This window comes from Paenibacillus phyllosphaerae, assembly GCF_014192105.1.
GTDB lineage: Bacteria > Bacillota > Bacilli > Paenibacillales > Paenibacillaceae > Paenibacillus_Z > Paenibacillus_Z phyllosphaerae.
Genome location: NZ_JACHXK010000040.1, coordinates 1 through 21,874, shown reverse-complemented (window position 1 = coordinate 21,874; position 21,874 = coordinate 1). Strand labels below are relative to the sequence as shown.

Annotated in this window: 21 protein-coding genes and 13 tRNA genes; 8 read left to right on the top strand and 26 right to left on the bottom strand. The window is 53.9% G+C overall.

Annotated elements, in window-relative coordinates:
- Positions 1 to 47 precede the first annotated feature (47 nt).
- Positions 48 to 1,064: a LacI family DNA-binding transcriptional regulator gene (locus FHS18_RS33535; RefSeq protein WP_343060790.1), complete on the bottom strand. Its 1,017-nt coding sequence runs from the start codon at positions 1,062 to 1,064 to the stop codon at positions 48 to 50.
- 274 nt (positions 1,065 to 1,338) lie between these two features.
- On the opposite strand from FHS18_RS33535, the gene FHS18_RS33530 reads away from it, so the two are divergent.
- From FHS18_RS33530 to FHS18_RS33515, 4 genes are all read left to right on the top strand, one after another.
- Entirely contained in the window at positions 1,339 to 1,683 is a 345-nt protein-coding gene (locus tag FHS18_RS33530) for a TM2 domain-containing protein (RefSeq protein ID WP_183604731.1), read from the top strand.
- A gap of 8 nt (positions 1,684 to 1,691) precedes the next feature.
- The gene (locus tag FHS18_RS33525; RefSeq protein ID WP_183604730.1) at positions 1,692 to 2,123 is read left to right on the top strand and encodes a TM2 domain-containing protein; all 432 of its coding nucleotides are present in this window, start codon (positions 1,692 to 1,694) and stop codon (positions 2,121 to 2,123) included.
- A gap of 110 nt (positions 2,124 to 2,233) precedes the next feature.
- On the top strand, positions 2,234 to 3,505 hold the full coding sequence (locus FHS18_RS33520; protein WP_183604729.1) for a DUF445 domain-containing protein: 1,272 nt from the start codon (positions 2,234 to 2,236) through the stop codon (positions 3,503 to 3,505).
- An 8-nt stretch (positions 3,506 to 3,513) separates the two neighbouring features.
- Positions 3,514 to 4,896 carry a DUF445 domain-containing protein gene (locus FHS18_RS33515; protein WP_183604728.1) on the top strand — a complete coding sequence of 461 codons (1,383 nt, stop codon included), beginning with the start codon at positions 3,514 to 3,516 and terminating at the stop codon, positions 4,894 to 4,896.
- 452 nt (positions 4,897 to 5,348) lie between these two features.
- On the opposite strand, the gene FHS18_RS33510 is transcribed toward FHS18_RS33515, so the two are convergent.
- The 4 genes from FHS18_RS33510 to FHS18_RS35300 form a co-directional block, all read right to left on the bottom strand.
- Positions 5,349 to 6,932: a peptide chain release factor 3 gene (locus FHS18_RS33510; protein WP_183604727.1), complete on the bottom strand. Its 1,584-nt coding sequence runs from the start codon at positions 6,930 to 6,932 to the stop codon at positions 5,349 to 5,351.
- Positions 6,933 to 6,948: 16 nt separating this feature from the next.
- Positions 6,949 to 7,578, bottom strand: coding sequence for a cyclase family protein (locus FHS18_RS33505; protein ID WP_183604726.1), 630 nt, complete (start codon positions 7,576 to 7,578; stop codon positions 6,949 to 6,951).
- 41 nt (positions 7,579 to 7,619) lie between these two features.
- On the bottom strand, positions 7,620 to 9,173 hold the full coding sequence (gene zwf / locus FHS18_RS33500) for a glucose-6-phosphate dehydrogenase (RefSeq protein WP_183604725.1): 1,554 nt from the start codon (positions 9,171 to 9,173) through the stop codon (positions 7,620 to 7,622).
- A 138-nt stretch (positions 9,174 to 9,311) separates the two neighbouring features.
- Positions 9,312 to 10,181, bottom strand: a complete 870-nt coding sequence (locus tag FHS18_RS35300; RefSeq protein WP_183604724.1) for a YwmB family TATA-box binding protein — start codon at positions 10,179 to 10,181, stop codon at positions 9,312 to 9,314.
- 133 nt (positions 10,182 to 10,314) lie between these two features.
- Between FHS18_RS35300 and FHS18_RS33490 the strand changes: the two genes are divergently transcribed.
- Positions 10,315 to 10,701: a hypothetical protein gene (locus FHS18_RS33490; protein WP_183604723.1), complete on the top strand. Its 387-nt coding sequence runs from the start codon at positions 10,315 to 10,317 to the stop codon at positions 10,699 to 10,701.
- A gap of 221 nt (positions 10,702 to 10,922) precedes the next feature.
- Positions 10,923 to 11,603 carry a hypothetical protein gene (locus tag FHS18_RS33485; protein ID WP_183604722.1) on the top strand — a complete coding sequence of 227 codons (681 nt, stop codon included), beginning with the start codon at positions 10,923 to 10,925 and terminating at the stop codon, positions 11,601 to 11,603.
- A 9-nt stretch (positions 11,604 to 11,612) separates the two neighbouring features.
- Here the strand turns inward: FHS18_RS33485 and FHS18_RS33480 are convergent, their stop codons facing one another.
- Positions 11,613 to 12,977 carry a molybdopterin molybdotransferase MoeA gene (locus FHS18_RS33480; RefSeq protein ID WP_343060786.1) on the bottom strand — a complete coding sequence of 455 codons (1,365 nt, stop codon included), beginning with the start codon at positions 12,975 to 12,977 and terminating at the stop codon, positions 11,613 to 11,615.
- 342 nt (positions 12,978 to 13,319) lie between these two features.
- Here FHS18_RS33480 and mobB point away from each other — a divergent pair, with 342 nt between their 5' ends.
- Together mobB and FHS18_RS33470 are read left to right on the top strand one after the other, a co-directional pair.
- Entirely contained in the window at positions 13,320 to 13,844 is a 525-nt protein-coding gene (gene mobB / locus FHS18_RS33475; protein ID WP_183604720.1) for a molybdopterin-guanine dinucleotide biosynthesis protein B, read from the top strand.
- Positions 13,845 to 13,894: 50 nt separating this feature from the next.
- Positions 13,895 to 14,152 (top strand): YkgJ family cysteine cluster protein, encoded by a 258-nt coding sequence (locus FHS18_RS33470; protein WP_183604719.1) that lies wholly within the window; start codon positions 13,895 to 13,897, stop codon positions 14,150 to 14,152.
- A 117-nt stretch (positions 14,153 to 14,269) separates the two neighbouring features.
- Here FHS18_RS33470 and ltrA read toward each other — a convergent pair whose 3' ends face one another.
- The 20 genes from ltrA to FHS18_RS33370 all read right to left on the bottom strand — a co-directional run bounded on the left by ltrA (position 14,270) and on the right by FHS18_RS33370 (position 21,855).
- Positions 14,270 to 15,562, bottom strand: coding sequence for a group II intron reverse transcriptase/maturase (gene ltrA / locus FHS18_RS33465; protein WP_183604718.1), 1,293 nt, complete (start codon positions 15,560 to 15,562; stop codon positions 14,270 to 14,272).
- A gap of 609 nt (positions 15,563 to 16,171) precedes the next feature.
- On the bottom strand, positions 16,172 to 16,822 hold the full coding sequence (locus tag FHS18_RS33460; protein ID WP_183604740.1) for a response regulator: 651 nt from the start codon (positions 16,820 to 16,822) through the stop codon (positions 16,172 to 16,174).
- Positions 16,823 to 16,869: 47 nt separating this feature from the next.
- Entirely contained in the window at positions 16,870 to 17,889 is a 1,020-nt protein-coding gene (locus FHS18_RS33455) for a sensor histidine kinase (RefSeq protein ID WP_183604717.1), read from the bottom strand.
- A gap of 118 nt (positions 17,890 to 18,007) precedes the next feature.
- Entirely contained in the window at positions 18,008 to 18,697 is a 690-nt protein-coding gene (locus tag FHS18_RS33450; protein ID WP_183604716.1) for a PspA/IM30 family protein, read from the bottom strand.
- Position 18,698: 1 nt separating this feature from the next.
- On the bottom strand, positions 18,699 to 19,169 hold the full coding sequence (locus FHS18_RS33445) for a PspC domain-containing protein (RefSeq protein WP_183604715.1): 471 nt from the start codon (positions 19,167 to 19,169) through the stop codon (positions 18,699 to 18,701).
- The gene (locus FHS18_RS33440) at positions 19,166 to 19,864 is read right to left on the bottom strand and encodes a PspA/IM30 family protein (protein WP_183604714.1); all 699 of its coding nucleotides are present in this window, start codon (positions 19,862 to 19,864) and stop codon (positions 19,166 to 19,168) included. Before FHS18_RS33440 ends, FHS18_RS33445 begins: the two co-directional genes overlap by 4 nt.
- 43 nt (positions 19,865 to 19,907) lie before the next feature.
- A complete protein-coding gene (locus FHS18_RS33435; protein ID WP_183604713.1) occupies positions 19,908 to 20,198 on the bottom strand; it encodes a LiaF transmembrane domain-containing protein in 291 nt (96 codons plus the stop codon).
- Positions 20,199 to 20,680: 482 nt separating this feature from the next.
- A tRNA-Leu gene (locus FHS18_RS33430) sits at positions 20,681 to 20,759 on the bottom strand.
- A 9-nt stretch (positions 20,760 to 20,768) separates the two neighbouring features.
- A tRNA-Cys gene (locus tag FHS18_RS33425) sits at positions 20,769 to 20,842 on the bottom strand.
- A 9-nt stretch (positions 20,843 to 20,851) separates the two neighbouring features.
- Positions 20,852 to 20,926, bottom strand: a tRNA-Gly gene (locus FHS18_RS33420).
- 7 nt (positions 20,927 to 20,933) lie between these two features.
- Positions 20,934 to 21,008, bottom strand: a tRNA-Gln gene (locus FHS18_RS33415).
- Between the two features lie 8 nt (positions 21,009 to 21,016).
- Positions 21,017 to 21,092, bottom strand: a tRNA-His gene (locus FHS18_RS33410).
- 15 nt (positions 21,093 to 21,107) lie between these two features.
- Positions 21,108 to 21,181, bottom strand: a tRNA-Trp gene (locus tag FHS18_RS33405).
- Between the two features lie 7 nt (positions 21,182 to 21,188).
- Positions 21,189 to 21,274, bottom strand: a tRNA-Tyr gene (locus FHS18_RS33400).
- Between the two features lie 5 nt (positions 21,275 to 21,279).
- A tRNA-Thr gene (locus FHS18_RS33395) sits at positions 21,280 to 21,355 on the bottom strand.
- A 16-nt stretch (positions 21,356 to 21,371) separates the two neighbouring features.
- Positions 21,372 to 21,447 (bottom strand) — tRNA-Phe (locus FHS18_RS33390).
- Between the two features lie 5 nt (positions 21,448 to 21,452).
- Positions 21,453 to 21,529 (bottom strand) — tRNA-Asp (locus tag FHS18_RS33385).
- A gap of 12 nt (positions 21,530 to 21,541) precedes the next feature.
- Positions 21,542 to 21,618, bottom strand: a tRNA-Met gene (locus FHS18_RS33380).
- Between the two features lie 18 nt (positions 21,619 to 21,636).
- Positions 21,637 to 21,712: transfer RNA gene (locus tag FHS18_RS33375), tRNA-Val, on the bottom strand.
- 68 nt (positions 21,713 to 21,780) lie between these two features.
- Positions 21,781 to 21,855, bottom strand: a tRNA-Glu gene (locus FHS18_RS33370).
- Positions 21,856 to 21,874: the final 19 nt, after the last annotated feature.

Genomic DNA, 21,874 nt, shown 5'->3' with positions numbered 1-21,874 from the left:
TTTCGGTTATGAACATCGATTTGTCTAGCATGAACGAATACTTGCCGTTAAAGCGGTCTGACAGCTGATGAACCGCGGACGACGAGTTGAACGGGCAGCTTGAGCTGGAAACCAGATTCGGCTTCTTCGTCGGAGGCGGAAGTCAGCAGGCGCGCAGCCGCTTCAGAACCCGCTTCGTAGAAAGGTACCGTGAGCGACGTAAGCGCTGGATCCGTTAAACGAGACCCTTCGGAATCGTCGCAACCGACCAGTCCATAGTGGATGCCGGCCGTTAGACCGTGCTCCTTCAAGCCTTGCAGCAACCCGATCGCCATTCGGTCGCTGCCTGCGACGATTGCATCCAACTCGCCCTTGCGAATAAGCATTGCCACTTGATCGGCATGGCTGTATCCGCTCTTCCGGCTGTAATTGCCGATGAGCACCGGAGCATCTGAGGCAGCAAGCTGCTGCTCCGCCAATGCTTGTCGGAATCCCTCCAGCCGGTCCCGGGAGTTGGAATACACTGAAGGTCCGTTAAGCAACCCTATACGCTCATAACCCTTCTCCAATAGATGCTTGACTGCTGCCCGTACGCCAGAAGCATGATCGGCGTCTACCGTGTTGTATGGCTCATCCTCGTACCGCTGGCTAATCAGGCAGAAGGCTCGGCTTGCCGCATGCAGCTCCTTTAGCGCCTCGCGCTCCGCGGGGACATCCTGGGCGCCGAGTATGATGCAGGCATCGATCTTCTGTGCCTGGAACAACCGGTCGTAATGCCTCGGCTCGTCATGGCCTTGGAAGAACAGCAGCAGATCATAACCTTCCTGCTTGGCCGTTGCCCCGATCCCGCTGAGCAACTCGGAGAAGTAATGAGTTGCGAACAGGTTCACCTTCGGCAGCAGCGGAAGGATGATGCCCAGATTACCGCTTCTTCGTCTGGCGAATTGCTGCGCGATGGCGCTTGGCACGTAATGCAGCGCGGCCGCCGCCTCCAGTACTCGCTGCCGCGTCTCTTCCTTGATCGGCCCGACGCCGTTGAGCACCCGGGACACGGTCGCTTCAGACACGCCGGCGAGTCTGGCCACTTCTTTTCTGCTAATAGGTCTTTCCTCCATCGTGGTGGAATAAATTTCAGGGAAACTATTCTTCGTTTGTCCGTAGTATAGGTATGAATACGTTTACTGTACGCGCGTACATTTTCTCACGAAATGGAATAGGCTGTCAACCGAAAAGGTTGTCGAACCCGTTCCTTCGTTTCCAGTCTTTTACTTGAAAATAATGGTTGTACAAACAAAACGCTTCTTATATACTAGGTACGCTATACGGACGTTATTTTGTCATAAGGAGTCGATTAGACGCATGAATTACAACATTGCCCAGAAGAGTCAGCTGGATGCCCGAGAGCTGCTGATCCTCGAGCAAGAAGTGAAGAACCAGGGCAAGAACATGATCGTAGCCTATATTCTCTGGTACTTCCTTGGGGTGTTCGGCGGCCACCGTTTCTATATGAAGAAGACGGGCACGGCTGTCACGCAGCTGATCCTTACACTAACCGTCATAGGAGCGTTCGTTACCCTCGTATGGCTGCTTGTCGATGCCTTCCTGCTGCACACGTGGGTCAAAGAGCATAACCGTAACGTCGAAGACCGCATTATGAGCGAGATCCTCAATCAGAAGCATTTTCACAATGCGATGAGCCGATAGGCCCTGCGATGACAAGAACGAAGCAGGAGCTATCCTTGCAAGAGCTGATGATTCTCAAGTCCGAATTGAAATCGGCCGAGAAGTCGACTGCCCTCAGCTATCTCATGCTGCTCGGCGGCCATCTTGGCATCCATCGGTTTTATCTCAAACGTCCCGGCACCGGCGCGGCTCAGCTGGCCTTGTTCCTGGTGGCGACGATCTTCTACTTTGTCATGGCGATCGCTAGCGAGACAAGCAACGAGACCTTAGTCATCCTATCGGTCATTCTGTTCGTCCTTCCTGCTATCGCGTTATTCATCTGGATTGTCGTCGATCTGTTCCTCCTCCCGGGCATGATCCGCAGCTACAACGAACGTATCGAGCAGGATATTCTGCAAGAGATCGACCGTCACCGGCATATGGAGCAGCTGATGGGGCGCGACCGGCAAGATGAGCAATAACTGAGCATTACTCCCGCGAGCTGGTATCTGTTATGAACAGACGCCAGCTTGTTTAATTACTACCAATAATGCAGACGATAAGGCAAGACTTGGCAAGGAGCTATCCGATTATGAAAAAAGCAAATGTCAAACGTTACGCAGACTCCGCGCTAACGCTTTCGTTCATCGGGACGCTGGCCGCCTTCCCCTTTCAACACACGTTCCTGGGCGGCCTATGCTTCTCCGGCTTAAGCGCGGCGACGATCGGCGGGTTAGCCGATACATTCGCCGTCAGCGCGCTTTTCCGCCAGCCGCTCGGCATCCCTTGGCCCCGCTTCATGGGGACGCGGATTATTGCGCGCAATCGCGACCGGCTGATCAACGAAATCGTCCATATGGTGCAGCACGAGCTGCTGTCGCTGCCGAGCATTCAGAAGAAACTCGACAGTTATGATGTTGCGGTCATGCTGCAGACGTACCTGATCAAGCATGGCGGCCAAGCCGACGTGTCGCTTCTGCTGCGGCGTTTTGCCTCCGAAGTGCTCGAGGGGGCGGACCTTGGCGAACTGGCGCGCACTGTCCAGCGATTCGTGCTCGATCATGCCCGTGCGTTCGAGGCTTCGGATCTGCTCGCAGATATTGGGGAGTGGACGATTAGCAACGGCTATGATGACAAGGTTATCGATTTTCTGATTAAAGAAGCGATCCGCCTGGTCAAGACCAATGAGCTTCGCAGTGCCATGGAGCAGCTGATTGCATCGGCTCTGGAAAGCTATGAGCAAGGACGCAATAACCGCAAATTCGTCAACGCGGTCGCCGGCATTAACCCCGGTAGCATGAGCCATGTCGTACAGATGAAGCTGGCACTCGCCTTACAGCAGCTGCTCCGCCCCGATAATCCAAGACGTCTGCGATTGAAAGCCTGGATCGTCGATTATGTAGAGCGTCTGCGCACCGACGAAGAGACCCGCCAGCGTGTCGAAACGATGAAAGACCAACTGATCGAACTAACACGCGAGCATCTGGATCTTGGAGTGATGCTCGAGGAGTGGCTGCACAATCTTAAGCCCACCGAGCAATCCGATGGGATCGTCTCCCGGATTACGTCTTGGCTCGAGCGGACGATCGGCGGAGTCGTGAACCGGCTGAGCACGGATCAGACGGCGCTTCAAGGCTTGGACCGCATGGTGAAGCAAGCGGCTATGCGCGGCATTGAACGCAAGCATGATGCGATCGGCAAGCTGGTTCGCGACGGCTTGCAGCAGTTTTCCGAGGATGAGCTGATTCGGTTCGTCCATGACAAAGCGGGCCATGATCTCCAATTCATCCGCCTGAACGGAACGCTCGTCGGCGGACTGATCGGTGTCGTGCTGTATTTGGCGACATTCTGGATTGGGAGGTGAGCGGCAGTATGACGAACAAACGAAGAGCTAACGTTATCTTGGCCGCTGTCGCCCTCGTGTTTGTCCTTGCAGCGGTGCTGCGCTATTTCTACCCGGACCATTGGTGGTCTGAGTTGCTGTTCTATATGGCCGAAGCCGGACTTGTCGGCGGATTGGCGGATTGGTATGCAGTGACCGCATTGTTCCGTCACCCGCTGGGGATCCCAGGCAAACACACGGCAATCGTCCCACGCAACCGGGCGAAGCTGATCGATGGCGTCGTTACGATGGTCGAGACGCAGCTGCTGCCACCGGAGACGCTTAAGGAGAAGCTGGCTCAAGCACCGCTCGTCGATATCGCGATCTCGTGGGTCGACTCCCGCTTCCCGCCAGGCATGCTTGCCCGCCGAAGCTGGAAGTGGTTAGCGGGATTGATGGCCCAACTGGACTTCAACGGGGCCGCGCTCTCTTGGGATCAGAAGCTTAAGCAATTGCTCGAGCGGACCGACATTACCCCCTACGCGGGCAAAGGCTTGCGCTGGCTGCTGTCGCATGGGAATATCCATCTCCTGCTCAACAAGCTCGTTAATGAAGCGTCCAACCTGGTCGCCTCACCGGAGATGAGAGCCGCCATCTTGAAGATCCTTGAGGAAGAGAAAGATAAGCAGCTGAATGAGGGCGGCACGTTCGCGAAGTTTCTGAAGAAAGCGGCGTTCATCTTCGCCGAAGAATCCGACGCCTTGAACTTAAATGATGCCGCAGATGCGATACATAAAGATATTCAAAACTTCGTCGAAGACCTGAAGCGTCACGACCATGAGCTGCGTACGCTTCTGCTGCGCATGCTCGGGGAACTGGCAGATGATCTGAATGCGCAGGGCACGCTGTCCGCCAGCTTGGCGCAGTGGAAGGATGACGTGCTATCTCGCCTCTCCTTCGCCCCATCCATAGAAGCCATTCTCGGTTCCGTCAAACAGAAACTCGACGAAGAGTTGGAAACGCTAGATGAGGAGAAGAACCGCGAGGCTGTCGCCAAGCAATGGCTTGCGCTTCCTGAAGATGTACCTTCGACCGCATTCCGCGCGCTGCGGGAATGGACCGAACAGTTCGCCGAGCGCTTCTGGGCCGAGTTCAAAGAGGACGCTCAGAAGAAGGAATGGGTAGAGGGTTATATCAAATCGCTGCTGAACAAGTTGGTCGACTCCGAGCACCACCTGATCGGTCAGATCGTGCGCGATACGCTTAACACCTTTACGGAGGAGCGCCTCATTGCCTTCATCGAGGACAAAGTCGGCGAGGATCTCAGCCGAATCCGCATCAACGGTTCCTTGGTCGGAGCAGGATTAGGGGCGATCTTGTATCTGCTCCTGCATGGGGTATATGAGCCGCTGCTCGGGGCATTGGGGGTATAGTTTCCCCCAAGCCCCCTTCCCCTCCGCCGGGGAACAAAGGGCTATCGACCCTCTTAACACCTTTACTTCGCCTCCCCCTTCCCCCTCCATCGGAGGAGAACCAGAGGGCAACCGCCCTCTGGACACCCGTAAGTGGCGTGTTTCGGTACGCGGCCGTCTTCGATGTGTCCTTTCGGCGTTGGACCGCTTTTGTCCGGCTGATAGTTGCCTATTAGTCATGCAACGATCAGCTTGGACAAAGCTCTGCGTTCGAGCTTCGTTCGCGGCTGTTATGCCTTGGGAGTAGACCTGATGCGATCGTGCATATTGCAGCTAAAGTGCTGACTCTCGCTTGACGTCCACATTGTGGACACGCTTACCTTTTTACAGAGATATAAGCTAGCCCCTTCTCCACCAACGCAAAAACGCACTTTCATCCCTCTGGACGAAAGTGCGTTTTATTATGTCTGCCTTTAAGGCGCCATCTCCAGGAACTTGGAGGTTGGGTTCTTGTCGATCGCCGTACGCATCGCGTATTCGTTCTCGAACAAGGCGACGTAGTTGTCCTTCTTGTCCTTCACGAGCACGGAGTTGATCCGGTACTTCGACGGGTCGATCTTCTCGTCGACGATCCAGCGCGCGAATTGATAAGGCATCCGCTGCAGCTGAATTTCGACGCCGTACTCGACGCGCATCCGATATTCGAATACCTCGAACTGGAGCTGGCCGACTACGCCGAGAATGGTATCGTCGAAGCTTGTCGTCCGGAACACCTGAATGGTTCCTTCTTCCGTCAACTGGTCGATACCCTTCTGGTATTGCTTATGCTTGAGCGCATTCTTCACCGTTACCTTGGCGAACAGCTCCGGCGAGAACGTTGGCAGCTCGTCGAAAATAACCTCTCCGCCTTGGGCGAGCGAGTCGCCGATCCGGAAGATACCTGGATCGAAGAGACCGATAATATCGCCCGGGTACGCCGATTCAATAATATCGCGGTCTTGCGCCAAGAATTGTTGCGGTTGGGACAACTTAATATCTTTGCCTGCTCGGACGTGGCGTACGCTCATGCCGCGGTCGAACCGGCCGGAGACGATACGCAGGAACGCAATGCGGTCTCGGTGAGCCGGGTTCATGTTCGCTTGAATCTTGAAGACGTAGCCGGTGAACTTCTCGCTCGTCGGCTCGATCGGCCCTGCCGTGCTCACGCGGGAAGTTGGCTGCGGAGCAAGCTCCAGGAAGTTCTCCAGGAATGTCTGCACGCCGAAGTTGTTCACGGCGCTGCCGAAGAAGATCGGCGTGAGCTCGCCGGAAGCGATTTTGTCCAGATCGAACGGATCGCCCGCAACGTCGAGCAGCTCTAATTCGTTAATGAGCTGATCCGCTAGGAAATCGCCAGCCATCTCGCGGATAATCGGATCGCGGTAGTCTTCCACCTTACGTACTTCAATCGTCGAATGGTCGTTCCCCTTGAACAATTCAACCTGATTCTTGATCCGGTCATATACGCCGCATAATTCACGGCCCATCCCGATCGGCCAGTTCATCGGCACCGAGCGGATACCGAGGACGCGTTCCAGCTCTTCCATCAGGTCGAACGGGCTTTGTCCTTCGCGATCCAGCTTGTTGATGAACGTGAAGATCGGAATGCCACGCTTACTGCACACCTGGAACAACTTGATCGTCTGCGCCTCGACGCCTTTGGCAACGTCGATCAACATGACCGCGCTGTCGGCAGCCGTCAACGTACGGTACGTATCTTCACTGAAGTCCTGGTGACCAGGAGTATCCAGAATATTGATCCGGTGGCCGCTGTAATCGAACTGCATGACAGAGGAAGTAACCGAGATCCCCCGCTGCTTCTCGATCTCCATCCAGTCGGATGTCGCGTGGCGGCTTGCCTTACGCGCTTTAACCGATCCGGCTTCGCGAATCGCTCCCCCGAACAGGAGCAGCTTCTCGGTCAACGTCGTTTTACCCGCATCCGGGTGAGAAATAATGGCGAACGTGCGCCGCTTCTCGACTTCTTTTATTAATTCTTCTGCTAACGGTTTACTCATGGTACATTCCCTTCAATTACGTGCTGCCGAGCAGAAGCGCCCTGGCCGGTGCAGCTTCTACGCCAGCGAGCTTCAGCGGTGCAATAACCATCAAATACGTGCCGGGCGTCACGTCCGCAAGACGGAGGCCCTCCACGATAATAATACTGTTACGGAATAACGTGCGATGCGTTGGATATTCCTTCTGCGCGCGCTCAATGCCAAGCGCATCCGTTCCAATCCCGCGCACGCCAATATCGACGAGGTAGCGCGTCCCGTCCTCGCGCAAATAAACAAAATCAAACTCGAACTCATCCGAATAGGAGTTGCGCGTCTTGAACAGCACCCACTCGTTGCGCTGCAAGCCAAGCTGCTCGAGATCTTCCTTCGTAATGAACGCCTGGCAGTGGGTCAAGTCGACGACACGCGCCGTCCCGACCAGCTCTTCAAGTCCGATTTTCTCGATCGTCGCGCCATCCTTCACCATATGCAGCGGGGCATCCACATGCGTCCCGGTATGCAGGTTCAAGTCCAGACGCGACTCGTATACCCCATCGGTCTCGCCATGATTAGCTACGTTGCGAATGACGGGCTGGCCGGCTTCATTACGATTAAAGACAGGCATATTCGGCTGAATCGTCATCGATATATCATAGATCTTCCACAATCCGCATTCTCCTCGCCCACGGGTGTCCAAACCAACGCTGCTTATTTCGAGCTTCCCGAAATCCAGATGACGTTGTCCTCTTCCTGACCGTTAACCGGCCACCAGAAGAAGCCATCCTCCTCCAGCATTTCATCCATGCGAGCAGGTCCCCATGAACCGGCAGCATACGTATGAAGCTCCGAGTTGTCTTCGCGCCAAGCTTGAGCCATCCGGTCGACGAATGCCCATGCCTGCGCAACCTCGTCCCAGCGGGTGAAATAGGTGGATTCGCCGCGCGCCGCGTCATAGATCAAGCGCTCATACGCTTCCGGCGTATTGATGCCGATCTGGCAGCTTTGGCAGAATTCCATCGACACCGGCTGGATGACATTGTCAACGCCGGGCTTCTTCGCATTGATTTTGATATAAATGCCTTCCATCGGGTTAACCCGGATGACGAGCAGATTCGGCGACAAATCATGACGGTTCGCGAACAGGACATTGTCCGGCACGTTCTTGAATTCGATCACAACCTCGGTCGTCTTCACCGGAAGGCGCTTGCCTGTGCGGATGTAGAAAGGTACGCCCGCCCAGCGGAAATTGTCCACGAATACGCGTGCGCCCACGTATGTCTCCGTCTTCGACTCCGGATTGACGGAATCCTCTTCGCGGTAGCCGGTAAGATCCTTGCCCTTAAGCGCTCCAGCCGTGTATTGGCCGCGTACAACGTTGCGCGCCACTTCTTCATCCGTTGCAAAAGGACGCAGCGAACGAAGCGCTTTGACCTTCTCATCGCGGATATCTTCCGGATGCAGACGGCTTGGCGGCTCCATGGCGATCATCGACAGCATCTGCAGAAGATGATTCTGCACCATATCGCGCAGTGCGCCGGATTTATCGTAATAACCGCCGCGCTCTTCGACGCCGACCGTCTCGGCCAGCGTGATTTGGACATTGGCAATATGCTTATTGTTCCAGAGCGGCTCGAAGAACGCATTGGAGAAGCGCAGCACTTGAATGTTCTGCACCATCTCTTTGCCCAGGTAGTGGTCAATGCGGTAAATTTGCTCTTCTTGGAACACTTGATTCAGCTGCTTGTTCAGCTTGCGTGCGGACTCCAGATCGTAGCCGAATGGCTTCTCGATCACAAGACGGCTCCAGCCCTGCGTCTCGAGCAGACCGCCATCTCGAAGATTGAACGAGACGGGCCCGAACAGATCCGGCGCGAGTGCCAGATAGAACAGGCGGTTGCCTGGGATGCCGAATTTCGCATCAAGCTGCTCAGTCAATCCCTTAAGTTCACGGAAACCTTCTACATTGTTGATGTCCAGCGGCATGTACACAAAGTGCTCAGCGAACTTGCTCCACAGCGCGTCATCCACCTTATAACGGCAGAACTCCTTGATTGACTCATGGACATCTTCTCGGAACTGCTCATTCGTGCGTGGTCTGCGCGCTAGCCCGACGACCGCAAAGTCTTCCGCGAGCTTGCCTTCCTTATATAAGCTGAACAGCGCCGGGAAAAGCTTCCGCCGCGCCAAATCGCCAGTTGCGCCAAATAAATAGTATACCGCCCCCGCAGCGGCAATGGATTCCTGCTTGCTCACGTCGGTCATATTCCTCATTCTTTCCTATGTATTTTGATCGTTTCAGCCTTTTTCGGCCTTTTATCATGTATTGTAGTTTAGCATATTGACGAGTCATAAAGCTATTGATTGCCGCATAAAAAAATCTGATCGCAAAGCCAAACATTCCTAATTCTCCGCTCGGTAATCGCCTGTTATAAGCGGCACGCCAACCACGATTTCAGGCTCCGCATTCGCATCTCCGTCCACTTCCGCAATCTGAATATTCACCCGAGCACCTCCGCTGTCAACGCCGATATGCAGCTGAGGGGTACTGTACGTCACGCTTCTCGTATGGCCGTCATCATACGTCTCCCGCTCCATGGCGGATGCCTTCCTCACAATCGCTTCCGATGCGGCTCGATTGTCGGATGCCTTCGCTGTCCCCCTTACTGCAAATCCGCTCTCATAAAGCAGCTGCTGCGCCTTTGCTTCTTCCTCTACTCCACTAACAGCATCGCCAATCGCCTGCATATCAATCCCTGATTCGAACCGGAGCAGAACGACGGCATTGACTTGCTCCGTTGAATGGTCCTCCGTAAGCGCAGCCGCTACCGGACTTCCCGTGGCCGCCGCGTTTCCCACGACCGCCGTGCTGATCGTAGGCGTATACCAAATTTGGAGCTCGTAAGCCGGATTTGCATTCATGCGCGTACCGCTGTAGGTAAGGCCATCCGCTTCTGAAGCCAGCTCGACGCCAAGCGCGGCTGCCACCCACTCCGCTTTTCCTCTGGTCCACTGGCCATCCATGCGGAAAGACCACTGTCCCATTTGGGCTCCTCCATCCAACACCGGGTCCGTCCATGACCAGACTTGACCGAAATCATGGAGCAGCTCGTATCCGTTCACATCCGAAGCTGTGGTCGGATCACTCGACTGCTGCCACATTGCCCAGCCTCCTGCTGCGAGCAGGACGAGCAGAGCGAGGAGAATGCCACCTGCTGGGCGTTTACCTTTCTTAGGCCTTCGAGCTGGCCGGCTTGTGATCGTCGTCTGCACGTTAAGCAACCCCTTTCGCTTTGGATTAGGCGATCGCCTGAGAATTTTCGATCTGAACTGGGTAAATAACCATACGCCCCTGCCTGTAGGTGAATATACTGCTTGCAGAACCGTAGGAGGTGCTGATCTAAGAATGGAACCTATTTACCCGCTCCACGAAGAGCGTATCAATATGTTTTGCGGCATGCCGGTCTGTATCGTTACGAAGGAAGGTACTCGGCATATCGGCATTTTGTCGCATTGCAAAAGCGGCAAGATTACCCTCAACGCACATACCAAACCCGAGACAGCTGTGAATGTCGTCGAAGAGCAAGCAAGAGAGGCAACGGCTTCTGCCAAAGGCGCGAAAAAGAAGAAAAACGCCAAAAAAGCAACGGCCTCTGCAGCCAGCGACGAAAAAGCGCAAACGCAGGCCTATCCGTACGATCCGTATCTGCCCTACTATCGTCCGTACAATCCATGGGGCGAATTCTTCGCCATCGACTTGGCCTTAATCGCCTTCCTCTTCCTGCTCTTCTAAACTGACGAATAGCAGGCCGATTAGTAGCGCCTGTCCGTGAGGTTGCGATAACATCCCTCCCTCGGATAGGCCACCTCTTTGGGCAAGGCTTGTCCGTCTAGCTTCGTAAGAAGGTCGACTCCCTATTTAATAGGTAGGAACGATACGTAATGTATACAAAATGACGCAAATAAGCTACGATTAGTATAACTCACTGACATCAACTATGAAGGAGTGCAGCTATGAGTATCCATCCTGTCAACCGGCTGGTGCGCACCCCCGTCACCCGTGTTGAACCGATTCCGCCATACGCCAAGCATACCTATGTGGACCACCCCGACCAACAGCCCTACGGCGGCGGTCTGCCGCTCTATGCGATTCTCCCGCTGAAGCAAGCGCTCGAACATGCCCGGGCTTGGCTGCAGCAGAGCCAAATCCTCTATAAATCCGCTTCCGCGCTTACTCGTCTGCGAACGTCGCCCCTGCGTAAGTCTGAAACGTATCCTGCCGAGCTGATCGAGCACATACATACCGTTATCGAGCAGGTGAATAAGCTTCAAGCGGTTTATGCAGCAGGAGAGCAATCGCTGCATCCTGAACTGTATTCGTCCATTCAAGAGCCGCTCGAGCGGTACGCCTCCTGGCGGACAGGCTTGTCTTTTTCGCTGATCGAGCGTAGATGGGAGGTCAATGAGGCTCAGCTTCGATCGCTCTGCGCACAAGATCCTGTAACCGCGAATCGCATGTGGAGCGGTCCCGAGGGGATAGCTCGCCTTATCGGTTCGTTCCTCGAAGATATTGCGAGCCGCCCCTTCTACGATATGCTACGCCCGAGCGCGGCTGCCACTCATTTTCGCCAATACCATTATTCCTCGGACAGTCTCTCCTTATGGAAAGGATTGATGCTGAATCGCACGGTCTGAGAAACGCTGCTAATTAAGCACAATTACATCCACCAATGCCCCTGCTTCGGCACCGCAAGGCCCGGCAGGGATACGAATAAGTCCGTCCGACTCTGGCAGGGACGCCATCATGCTCGATTTGTTAAAAGCAAGCGGATCCGCGAATTGCTGCGCTTCCTCCACATACAGACGGGTGCGCACGAATCGCTCGTGCGGGCTTCCTTTATCGAAACCGCTTTTGAGCCGGGCCGTGGTTTGCCGCGGCAACGAGGCGATTCTTTCGGTTCCTTGCAGACGTTTCATGGCAGGTCTGCCGAACAATTCGAAGCCAACGAAGCAAGCCGCAGGATTACCGGATAACGCCAGTAGCAGCTTTCCGTTCATGAGCGCGGCGGAGGTCGGGCTACCCGGGCGCATGGCGACTTTATCGAACAGCAGGACATTCCCCTCTCTATCCGTTATCTGCGTTGGTTCTTGCTCATTACCAGCTTGTCCCGTACGTGATAAGTTCGCTTCATCCGCTTTGTACCCGCCACTGCGTGCTCTTATGTCACGCATAATCGCGGCCATCACATCGTAATCACCGACGGACACGCCGCCCGTTGTTAAGATGATATCCGCTTCTTCAGACGCTTCAGTAATCGCCTGCATCACCATCTGCGGATCATCGCACAGTCTAGGGTGCAGAAGGGGAATGCCGCCAGCTTCTTCAATGAGCGCTACGAGCATCCCGCTGTTACTGTCGCGAATCTGTCCGGGCCGCAACGGCGCATGCACCGGCAGCAGCTCTAAACCGGTCGGCAGGATAGCGACTTTCGGTTTCGCATAAACAGGCACTTCTGCATAACCGAACGTGGCGAGCAGCGCTATATGACCGCTTCGCAGAACGGTTCCCGCTTCAGCAACCACACTGCCCGCCTTGTACTCGACGCCGATCGGCGTCGCATTCTGCCCTGCTCCCGCGTCGCGTTTGAGTTTGACCAGGTGATGCTCTCCCTCAGACGCCTCTTGGGTCTGCTCCAGCATAATGACCGCGTCCGCGCCTTCTGGGACTGCTGCACCGGTCATTATCCGCATCGCGGTGCCCGGCCGAATCGCCTCGTTCGCCACTTCTCCCGCAGCAATGTGCCCGATAACCTCGAGCGTTACGGGGGCATCCGGTGCGGCACCAACCGTATCTATGCTTCGGACCGCGTACCCATCCAGCCCTGACCGGACAAAAGGAGGCCAGTCGCAGGTTGCGGTAAGCCGCTTGCCGAGCAGCCTTCCTCTTGCTTGCGCGAGCGGAACCACCTCCACCTTACCGGCTTCCAACCCTTCCAATATACGGCGCTGCGCTTCCGCTACCAAGATCGCACGCCGGTTGAACCGTCCCTCCCCTTGAAGCTGCTCCACATTCGCGTCTCCTTCCGACCTAACCAATAAGCCGACGCAGCACATTCCCGGCCTGCATCATGCTTATCTGTTTCGCTATATGCTGAATCTATCTAAGCAAACCAATAACCTTATTGATCGGTTAATGCTGCATTCCTGATCTTGCGACCAGGAACGCAAACCAATAACCTTATTGATCGGTTAATGCTGCATTCCTGCTCTTGCGACCATGAACGCAAACCAATAACCTTATTGTACCAGATGGCCTTATACCACTCCAACCGATTAGTCCGCGAACTTCCCCGTTTCAACTATGCTATACTACAACAATAGCCATATTTCATTACAAGGAGGGTGCATCGCATGTCGATAGCGAACGACCCGTACGTGCTGCAAATCGTCGGATATAAGAACAGCGGCAAAACTACGCTTGTCCAATCCCTGATTCGCCGCCTCAAAACGCAAGATCTCACCGTTGGTACGGTCAAACATGACGCGCATGATTTTACGATGGACACGCCGGGGACCGATACATGGAAGCATCAGGAGGCCGGCGCCGACGTGACAGCGATCAGTTCCGCCAGCCGAAGCGCAGTCCTTTACAACCAGGCTGCATCGCTCGATACGCTCCTTACCCGAATGACTGACATAGATCTCGTGCTCGTTGAAGGCTTCAAGCAAGCGCACTATCCCAAATTCGTCTTGCTGCGCGATGAAGGTGATCTTAAACTGCTGAGCAGCCTGACGCAGATTGAAGCTGTCCTTCTTGGCCCTGGCGCCGAGGGGCTTCAGCCATCGCTTGCGCCGCGATATGCGGTATACAAGAGAGATGATGCCGACGGAATAACCCGCCGCTTTAACGCCTTGTTCGGACAAGCCCGCCTCTAACCCTTTGATTCTTACCGCTCACCTACCTTATCGATACGGAGGAACTAACTATGGAATGCCGGCTTGGCTGTGCTGCATGCTGCATCATCGTCTCCATCTCATCCCCGATTCCCGATATGCCCGAAGGCAAGCCTGCCGGCGTACGCTGCGTCCAGCTTACGGAATCGAATCTCTGCCGCCTCTTCGGACATCCCGACCGTCCGGACGTATGCGGCAGCCTGAGCGCCTCATTCGAGATGTGCGGTTCGACCCACGAGCACGCCCATGCTTACCTACGTGAACTGGAGGAAGCGACGAAACCAGTCTAATGCACATGATTTCGTCCCTAGAGTAAAGGGCTGGTTCCCCAGCCCCTCCTCATCAAACCGTACGTGAGGTTTTCCCTCATACGGCTTTCCGATGTTCGTCTTTCATGTGCATGCAGATTACAAGAGCGTCTTTAATCCGTGCAGCTGTGTCAAATGTCTCACTTCTCGCAGAGATCCCATCCATCTCGCTCGTTGCCTCTTCTTCGCGTACCATCTTGTGAAACGCTGGATGACGTACCAATCCAGCTTGGCCATCTTCTTTTGGCTGTATTTGGTGAAGTAGTAATTCCGCCAGCCTTGAAGCTTCGGATTCAACCATGCGACGTGATCTTCAAAGGAACAGTGCCGCATTTTCGGCGGTGCAAGGCGTTCCTTCACGACCTCGCGTATGCGTTCTTCAGCTTTTACCGTTAGCCATTGCTGGGTGGTGTAGTAGACCCTTCCGTTAGACGTTTCTGCTTTTGTCTTCCGATGGTGCATGCCTAGAAAGTCGAAGCCCTCTTCTCCTGTCCATAACCCCACAATTCGGGTCTTCGTTGGATGAAGGGTTAGCTCTAAACGCTTCATAATCACTCGTATGAGTTCATGGGCTCGTTCCGCATCTTTTCTGGTTTTGCATACCACCACAAAATCATCCGCGTATCGCGTTAGTTCCCCCAACTGCCCACCATGTCGTTCCCATAAAAGATCGAAATAGTTCAGATAGACGTTTGCTAGTAATGGCGAGATGACTCCGCCTTGCGGCGTGCCTAAATCCGAGCGTCTTACGCTTCCTTCCTCCATTACACCCGCACCTAGCCACTTCCAGATTAACTTCAAGATTCGCCGATCACTGATGCGCATTGCGATCAGTTTCATTAACTTCTCCTGATTAATGTTGTCGAAGTAACCTTGGATGTCGACGTCGACCACCCAATTGCCTTTGCGGTTGCATGCTTTTCGTATGCGTTCTAGCGCTTGCTTGGCACTGCGTTTCGGGCGAAAACCAAACGAGGTTTCTTGGAAATCTGCTTCAAAGATTGGTTCGATGACAAGCTTCGTTGCCATTTGTATGACCCGGTCTCGAATGGTCGGGATACCTAGTGGACGTTGTTTTCCATCCTTCTTCGGGATGTACTTGCGTCGTACGGGTGAAGGATGGTACTTGCCTTCCTTTAACAGGCGGTAACATTCTTCAATGAACTGGAACTCACCTTGCTTCTCGATGTCCGCCAGCGTTTGTTCGTCCACACCAGCTGCCCCACCGTTTGCTCGTACCTGCCGCCATGCTTCCCACAGTAAATCTCTTCGGTATACCTTGTCATACAACGCATGGAATCTGCGCTTCTTATTCTCCTTGGCCGCATGACCTAGTTTCTCTTGGAGTTGTTGAACGTTTTCATTTGGTGTCGTTAGCCGTTTGGCATTCACTGACTCGTACCTCCTTAAGAAACATGAACAAAGCAGGGCGCCTTTCCTCCCGCAGGTTGTGTTGTCCTGCGTTCATCGGTACTACGAGCCCCTCGGACTCCCTTCCTGCAAGCTGATCACTTCACCTTTTGGGCTTATAGATCACTTCTTTACGGTTTCAAAAAAAAAATTTCCGTGCAGGGGAGGGTCTCCCCAGTTCACTGCATCTTCTCTCATACCATGCCGATCCCCGTACGCCGGAGGATTCTTCGCTACCGCTCCAAGTTCTAAGCAGCTTCCCTGGCCTTCATCCACATTAACGAGATTCGGCTTCCTCTTTTCCCTCTTGCGAGGCCTTTTTGACGACGCGGCAGGATTCACTTCATGTTACGGCCTGGCATGTTGCTCGCCCTGTCTCCGACAGGTACTTTGGTCGATTCGCTTTTACGCACAGATTTCGCCATACGCAAGAATCCAAGCTACGCGGGGGCTTGGCCCCTCCCGCGGCTGGACTTTCACCAGCTAGAAGATGCGTGCCTCTGGGCACGCCCAACGACAAAAAGGCCACCTGCCGTGACCTTCCATGTGCCGTATAATTGCAAGTACCTTTGCCGATGGAGCTCTTGGTCATTATTCTGCTATCCCATGTTTATGCGCATAGATCGCCGCTTGCGTCCGATCTTCCACATGCAGCTTCGCTAATATATTCGTAACGTGGAACTTTACCGTCTTAATGCCGATGAACAAGTCCTCTGCAATTTCCTGATTCGATATGCCCCGCGCCAAACGTAACAGCACTTCCATCTCTCGTTCGGTCAGCTGCTCATGCAAAGCCGGCTGACGCTCTGCCTTCGGCTGACGGAAGCGGTTCATCATCTTCACCGCAACCTGCTGCTCCAACACGGATTGCCCGCGGGCAGCAGCCCGGATTGCTTCGGCAATCTCCGTAGCCCGAGATGTTTTGAGCAGGTAGCTGAATGCGCCCGCCTCGATCACCGGGTACATTTTGCTATCGTCGAGGAAGCTGGTCAATACGATAATGCGCAAGTCGGGATAGAGCTCCATCAACTTGCGGGTTGTCTCAACGCCGTCCATGCCTTCCATGACGAGATCCATCAACACCACATCCGGCTGATAAGCCGTTGCCAGACGAATCCCTTCCAGCCCATTGCTGGCCTCCCCGACAACCTCTATGCCTTCTTCTGTGTTCAATACTGCAGCAAGTCCGATCCGCACCATCTCATGGTCATCCACCAGCAGTACCTTAATCGGTTGTTCCATTGGTTCCATCTGTTCCATAGCCTCCATTCGCCGCATTCCTCCCTTCCCTAGCTTGTTAATGGTACTCGAATATCAATCCGTACCCCTTGCCCTGGAGCAGTATTCAAGCTGAGTGATCCGCCAAGTACCGTCACGCGCTCTTCCATCGTCAGCAAGCCGTAGGACGTCTGTTTCTTCGATTCAAGATCGAATCCGACCCCGTTATCGCTCAGTATCAAATGAGCATAGCCGTCAATCCGCTGCAGCACAATCTCCATCTGATCCGCCTTGGAATGCCTGAGCGTATTGGACAAAGCCTCCTGAGCAATACGGAACAAGTGATCCTCGGTGTCCGTATCGCACCGGATCGTTTCATCGAGCTCTAGCTTAATGGCCATCGGCACTTTTTGCTTCAACTCATCCACAAGACCTTGGAGCGCCTGAGCGAGATTTTTGCCATCCAAGTGGACCGGTCTAAGATGCAAGAGAAGGGCACGCATCTCCGACTGTGCAACGGCTGCCATCTCTTCAATAAGCTGCACTTGGCGCTTGGCACGTTCCCAATCTTTCTCGAGTGTCCGACTAACAGCCGTCGCCGTCATCGATATCGCAAATAGCTGTTGGCTAACCGCGTCATGCAGCTCACGCGCCAATCGCTGTCGTTCCTCAATGACCGCCGTAAAACGCACCTGTTCCGTCCATACATCATCTTCTTCGGAATGAATGGCCGTTTCTCCTGCCTCCACGGGATCTGGCAATGTAACCCGTTGCTTATTTTTACCCCGCCGCTGCAATTCAGTCAATCGTTCAATCGCCGCACGAAGCTTAATACCCTGCAAATAACTGTATGCCGCCGCCACCGCAAGCGCCACCGCAATAACGCCAAGTCCGATCGCCGCAGCCTTGCTTTGCAGCTGGAATAGCTTGATATAGCCAGTTCCCTGCATCACCAGCACGAGCAGGCCCAAGATGACGAGCAGCCAAATAATCGTCTCTGCTACATTTACGCCTTTGGGCTCTCGTTGATGCGGGCCGCGCGGTGGTCCACCTTCGTGTCCCCTCCGGTCAGCAGCCGGTCCGTCCGCCATAAGTAAGTTCTCCTTTATCCGTCTATGTACATATCCGAACAGACGGCGACAGACACCCCGCCCTCGCGAAGTGTCTGTACAACCGGCTGTTATAGATAAGTGAAGCTATCGCTCCTGCTTATTCGGCTGTTGGCGGGTTCAGCTTTGCCTTCAGCGCTTGAAGCTGTTCATCCACTTGCAGCTTCTTCGACAGATCGACCGTTCCTACCGAAGAGGAGCTGCTGCCGTATCCGCCGTATGGCGAGCGGAGCACATCCGCTTCCGCTTCCAATTGCACGATCTTCTCTTCCATCCGGCTGAAGCCGCGCGATGCGCTGCCGCTTTCGATGGAGTGGACCGATGTGACTTGCGCCATTTGCTTCTTCGCTTTGGCCATTTGTGCACGAGCAGCGAGCTCATTGCGCTTGTTGCGCAGTTGGTAGAACTCGTCTTTCATGCCGTGCAGCTGCTGCATAAGCTCTTCCGCTTGCGCTTTGGCTTGACCGTGAAGCTCTGCATACTCGCCTGTTTTCTGGTCAAAATAAATTTTCTCTTCCAACAGCTTGCGTGCCATCTCTTCTTGGCCGGAGCGGATAGCCGCCTCTGCCTTTGCTTCGCGGTCTGCTGCGCTGCGTACAACTTCGTCCAGGCGCTGCTTCATGCGACGCTCGTTCGCCATTTGTTTCGCAACCGTTACTTCTGCCGTATGGATTTCGGACTCCATGTCTCTTAAGTATTGATTGAGCATCACCACTGGATCTTCAATCTTGTCTAGCAGCTCATGCACCGATGCCTTCGTCATATCTTTCATCCGTTTGAAAATGTTCATTCTATAGTTCTCCCTTCTCATACTTGGCTAGTTTAGCGCGCAGCTCTTCAATCTCTCTGCGCAAAGCTTTCTTCTCCAGATCATCCATCACTGCATCCAAATTCGAAGCCGACTGTCCTTGCGGCTGAGTGCTCCAGTTGGCAAAATTCCCGCCAGGTCCAGGCTGTGGAGGCGTTTGACCCGTGTAAGGACCGCCAAACCCTTGGTTAGGCTTGTAACCTGATCCATAGCCACCGTTATAGCCCCCGCCATAACCATAGCCGCCTTGACCAAAATCGTTATACAACGGCGGTTCCTTCGGTACCACAAGTCCGGCTAAGATGTAGATCAAAATCATAGCGCCACTTGTGAATACAGTGATGACAATCAGAAGAATCCGCAGCAGTGTCGCATCCACATTCAGCATTTGGGCGATGCCCCCGCAAAGCCCGAACAGCTTCTTATCTTGACGCGACCGGTACAGTTTCTTCATTGCGACTTCCATCCTTCCTGCTGTAGTTTACGTTTCAATTGCTCCATCTCGCGTTCGATTACGGACTGCAATGCTCCACCGGCTTCCACGATGAATTCCTGTCCGGCACGGCGCAAGTCGCGCAAGCTCTTCGCTTCAAGCTCCATATCGCTAATCCGGTCTTCCAAGCGGCGGAACATGCCAGCTGGTTGTTGTCCGCTCTGCGGGCCGCCTAAACCGTTACCTGCATACCTTGCATTCAGGCGCTGCTGCAATCGGAGCGATTCCATGCGTGCTGCGTAATACTCGCGTTTGTCGTACACCGCTTGATATTCACTGCGCAGCTCGCGCAGCTGTTCTTCCAGATCCGTAATGCTCTGTCTCGACTGCTCATACAGCTCACGGTACTGAACCGCACGTTCTTCGCTCGCTGCTTTGTCATGCAGAGCGATACGCGCCATATGCTCTTCGCCAGCCTTGAGCGCCGTTAAAGCTTGCTGCTCGCGCTTTTCCTTCTGCTGCTCGGCTTGCAGCCATTGGATCTTTAAGTTGTTTCCGTGAGCGGAGTACTGTTGGTACAGCCGCTCAGCACCGATAATTTCTTCTCTCGTCGACCAAAGGAACTGGTCGATCAGCTTCACCGGGTCTTCCGCATTCTCCAGCCTTTCATTCAGCGTGGCGACCGTGATATCCCGGACTCGTTTAATGATACTCATGGATTCCCCTCCTGTGACCTAATGGACATACAAGCTTAATCGATTAGACATGACGTTTGTTTCTGAACATCGATACGCCCCATACGATCAAGCCGATCGCGAGCAACAGCGATACGATGCCGAACAGATGCGGGAGGAGCATAATCGCGCCGACTGCTACAAGTACGCTGCCAATGATCTTACTGTTGTTCTTCAGTCCTACAAACCCCAGACCGATCAAGATGAAAGGCATTAGTAGACTGATAATCCATCCTAGGTTAATGCCGAGAAACTTCAGAACCATCAAACCGCCAAGTGCAACGAGAACTGCGCCGAGAGCCGATTTACCATTCATATTTGTTCACCGCCTTCTTCATGTGTTCCTTACTGTTATTACGACTTCGTGCCCTGCTTTGTTCATCGCTTGCTTATGTACTTAGTTTAGGTGATTTTGCTTCCTTTCAAAACGGACCGAGGACGGTATTTGAACCTAGACCTCGGACCAGTACTCCCCGACCCCTGGACGGACCGCGCACTAGCCTTTCAGTACCTACAGAGAATTTGACTACCCAGATGTGCTCTTTACGCAGAAAAAGCCCGTTGTTAAGGATGCTTTCTTAACAATGGACTTTGGATTCCTACTACCATAGAATCGTCGAGAATTAAGGCAACTCGCGTATCCCTTGACAACAATCCGGAGCTGCGTCTTCTAATGATATCGATCAGATCAAAGGTCGTATGTGGCTGCGAGAATTCAATAGTAGTAAAAACAAAAAAAACGCCGACTACACTAATGTAATCGACGTTTATTTCTCCGTAAAGACTACGGATTTTTAATGCCGGTGAGAGGACTCGAACCTCCACGGTTTCCCTCACGATTTTGAGTCGCGCGCGTCTGCCATTCCGCCACACCGGCACATAAAATTGGAGGCGCCACCCAGATTCGAACTGGGGGTAAAGCTTTTGCAGAGCTCTGCCTTACCTCTTGGCTATGGCGCCTTATGAAGATGGAGCGGAAGACGGGAATCGAACCCGCGACCCTCGCCTTGGCAAGGCGATGCTCTACCGCTGAGCCACTTCCGCAAACAAATGGCTGGGGATCAAGGATTCGAACCTTGGCATGACGGAGTCAAAGTCCGTTGCCTTACCGCTTGGCTAATCCCCAACAATCAATGGGGCGATCGAGGGGAATTGAACCCCCGAATGTCGGAATCACAATCCGATGCGTTAACCACTTCGCCACGACCGCCATATGAATCTTAATTGGCAGGGGCAGCAGGAATTGAACCCACACTAACGGTTTTGGAGACCGCTGTTCTACCTTTAAACTATGCCCCTATAAAACTGGTGGAGGATGATGGATTCGAACCACCGAACTCGTCAGAGAACAGATTTACAGTCTGCTGCGTTTGGCCACTTCGCTAATCCTCCATGGATGGTGCCGCCGAGAGGACTTGAACCCCCAACCTACTGATTACAAGTCAGTTGCTCTACCAGTTGAGCTACAGCGGCAAATATAAAGTTATAATGGTGGCTCGGGACGGAATCGAACCGCCGACACGAGGATTTTCAGTCCTCTGCTCTACCAACTGAGCTACCGAGCCATAAATGGCGGAGCCGACGGGATTCGAACCCGCGGTCTCCTGCGTGACAGGCAGGCATGTTAGGCCTCTACACCACGGCTCCGCGATAAAAAATTGGTTGCGGGGGCAGGATTTGAACCTGCGGCCTTCGGGTTATGAGCCCGACGAGCTACCGGGCTGCTCCACCCCGCGTCATTAGCAAATCTTATATGGTGGAGGCTGACGGGATCGAACCGCCGACCCTCTGCTTGTAAGGCAGATGCTCTCCCAGCTGAGCTAAGCCTCCATATCATCAACAGCGAACGAATATCATTATAACATATCATCCGTCGTTATTGCAAGTGCTTTTTTTAATGGTGACCCGTAGGGGATTCGAACCCCTGTTACCTCCGTGAAAGGGAGGTGTCTTAACCCCTTGACCAACGGGCCTTATCTGGCGGAGAGCGAG

Excerpts from the sequence above, each read along its gene's own strand:
- FHS18_RS33530 (WP_183604731.1), top strand. The coding sequence starts at position 1,339 with ATGAATTACAACATTGCCCAGAAGAGTCAGCTGGATGCCCGAGAGCTG.
- FHS18_RS33525 (WP_183604730.1), top strand. The coding sequence starts at position 1,692 with ATGACAAGAACGAAGCAGGAGCTATCCTTGCAAGAGCTGATGATTCTC.
- FHS18_RS33520 (WP_183604729.1), top strand. The coding sequence starts at position 2,234 with ATGAAAAAAGCAAATGTCAAACGTTACGCAGACTCCGCGCTAACGCTT.
- FHS18_RS33515 (WP_183604728.1), top strand. The coding sequence starts at position 3,514 with ATGACGAACAAACGAAGAGCTAACGTTATCTTGGCCGCTGTCGCCCTC.
- FHS18_RS33510 (WP_183604727.1), bottom strand. The coding sequence starts at position 6,932 with ATGAGTAAACCGTTAGCAGAAGAATTAATAAAAGAAGTCGAGAAGCGG.
- zwf (WP_183604725.1), bottom strand. The coding sequence starts at position 9,173 with ATGACCGACGTGAGCAAGCAGGAATCCATTGCCGCTGCGGGGGCGGTA.
- FHS18_RS33490 (WP_183604723.1), top strand. The coding sequence starts at position 10,315 with ATGGAACCTATTTACCCGCTCCACGAAGAGCGTATCAATATGTTTTGC.
- FHS18_RS33485 (WP_183604722.1), top strand. The coding sequence starts at position 10,923 with ATGAGTATCCATCCTGTCAACCGGCTGGTGCGCACCCCCGTCACCCGT.
- mobB (WP_183604720.1), top strand. The coding sequence starts at position 13,320 with ATGTCGATAGCGAACGACCCGTACGTGCTGCAAATCGTCGGATATAAG.
- FHS18_RS33470 (WP_183604719.1), top strand. The coding sequence starts at position 13,895 with ATGGAATGCCGGCTTGGCTGTGCTGCATGCTGCATCATCGTCTCCATC.
- FHS18_RS33460 (WP_183604740.1), bottom strand. The coding sequence starts at position 16,822 with ATGGAACAACCGATTAAGGTACTGCTGGTGGATGACCATGAGATGGTG.
- FHS18_RS33455 (WP_183604717.1), bottom strand. The coding sequence starts at position 17,889 with ATGGCGGACGGACCGGCTGCTGACCGGAGGGGACACGAAGGTGGACCA.
- FHS18_RS33450 (WP_183604716.1), bottom strand. The coding sequence starts at position 18,697 with ATGAACATTTTCAAACGGATGAAAGATATGACGAAGGCATCGGTGCAT.
- FHS18_RS33445 (WP_183604715.1), bottom strand. The coding sequence starts at position 19,169 with ATGAAGAAACTGTACCGGTCGCGTCAAGATAAGAAGCTGTTCGGGCTT.
- FHS18_RS33440 (WP_183604714.1), bottom strand. The coding sequence starts at position 19,864 with ATGAGTATCATTAAACGAGTCCGGGATATCACGGTCGCCACGCTGAAT.
- FHS18_RS33435 (WP_183604713.1), bottom strand. The coding sequence starts at position 20,198 with ATGAATGGTAAATCGGCTCTCGGCGCAGTTCTCGTTGCACTTGGCGGT.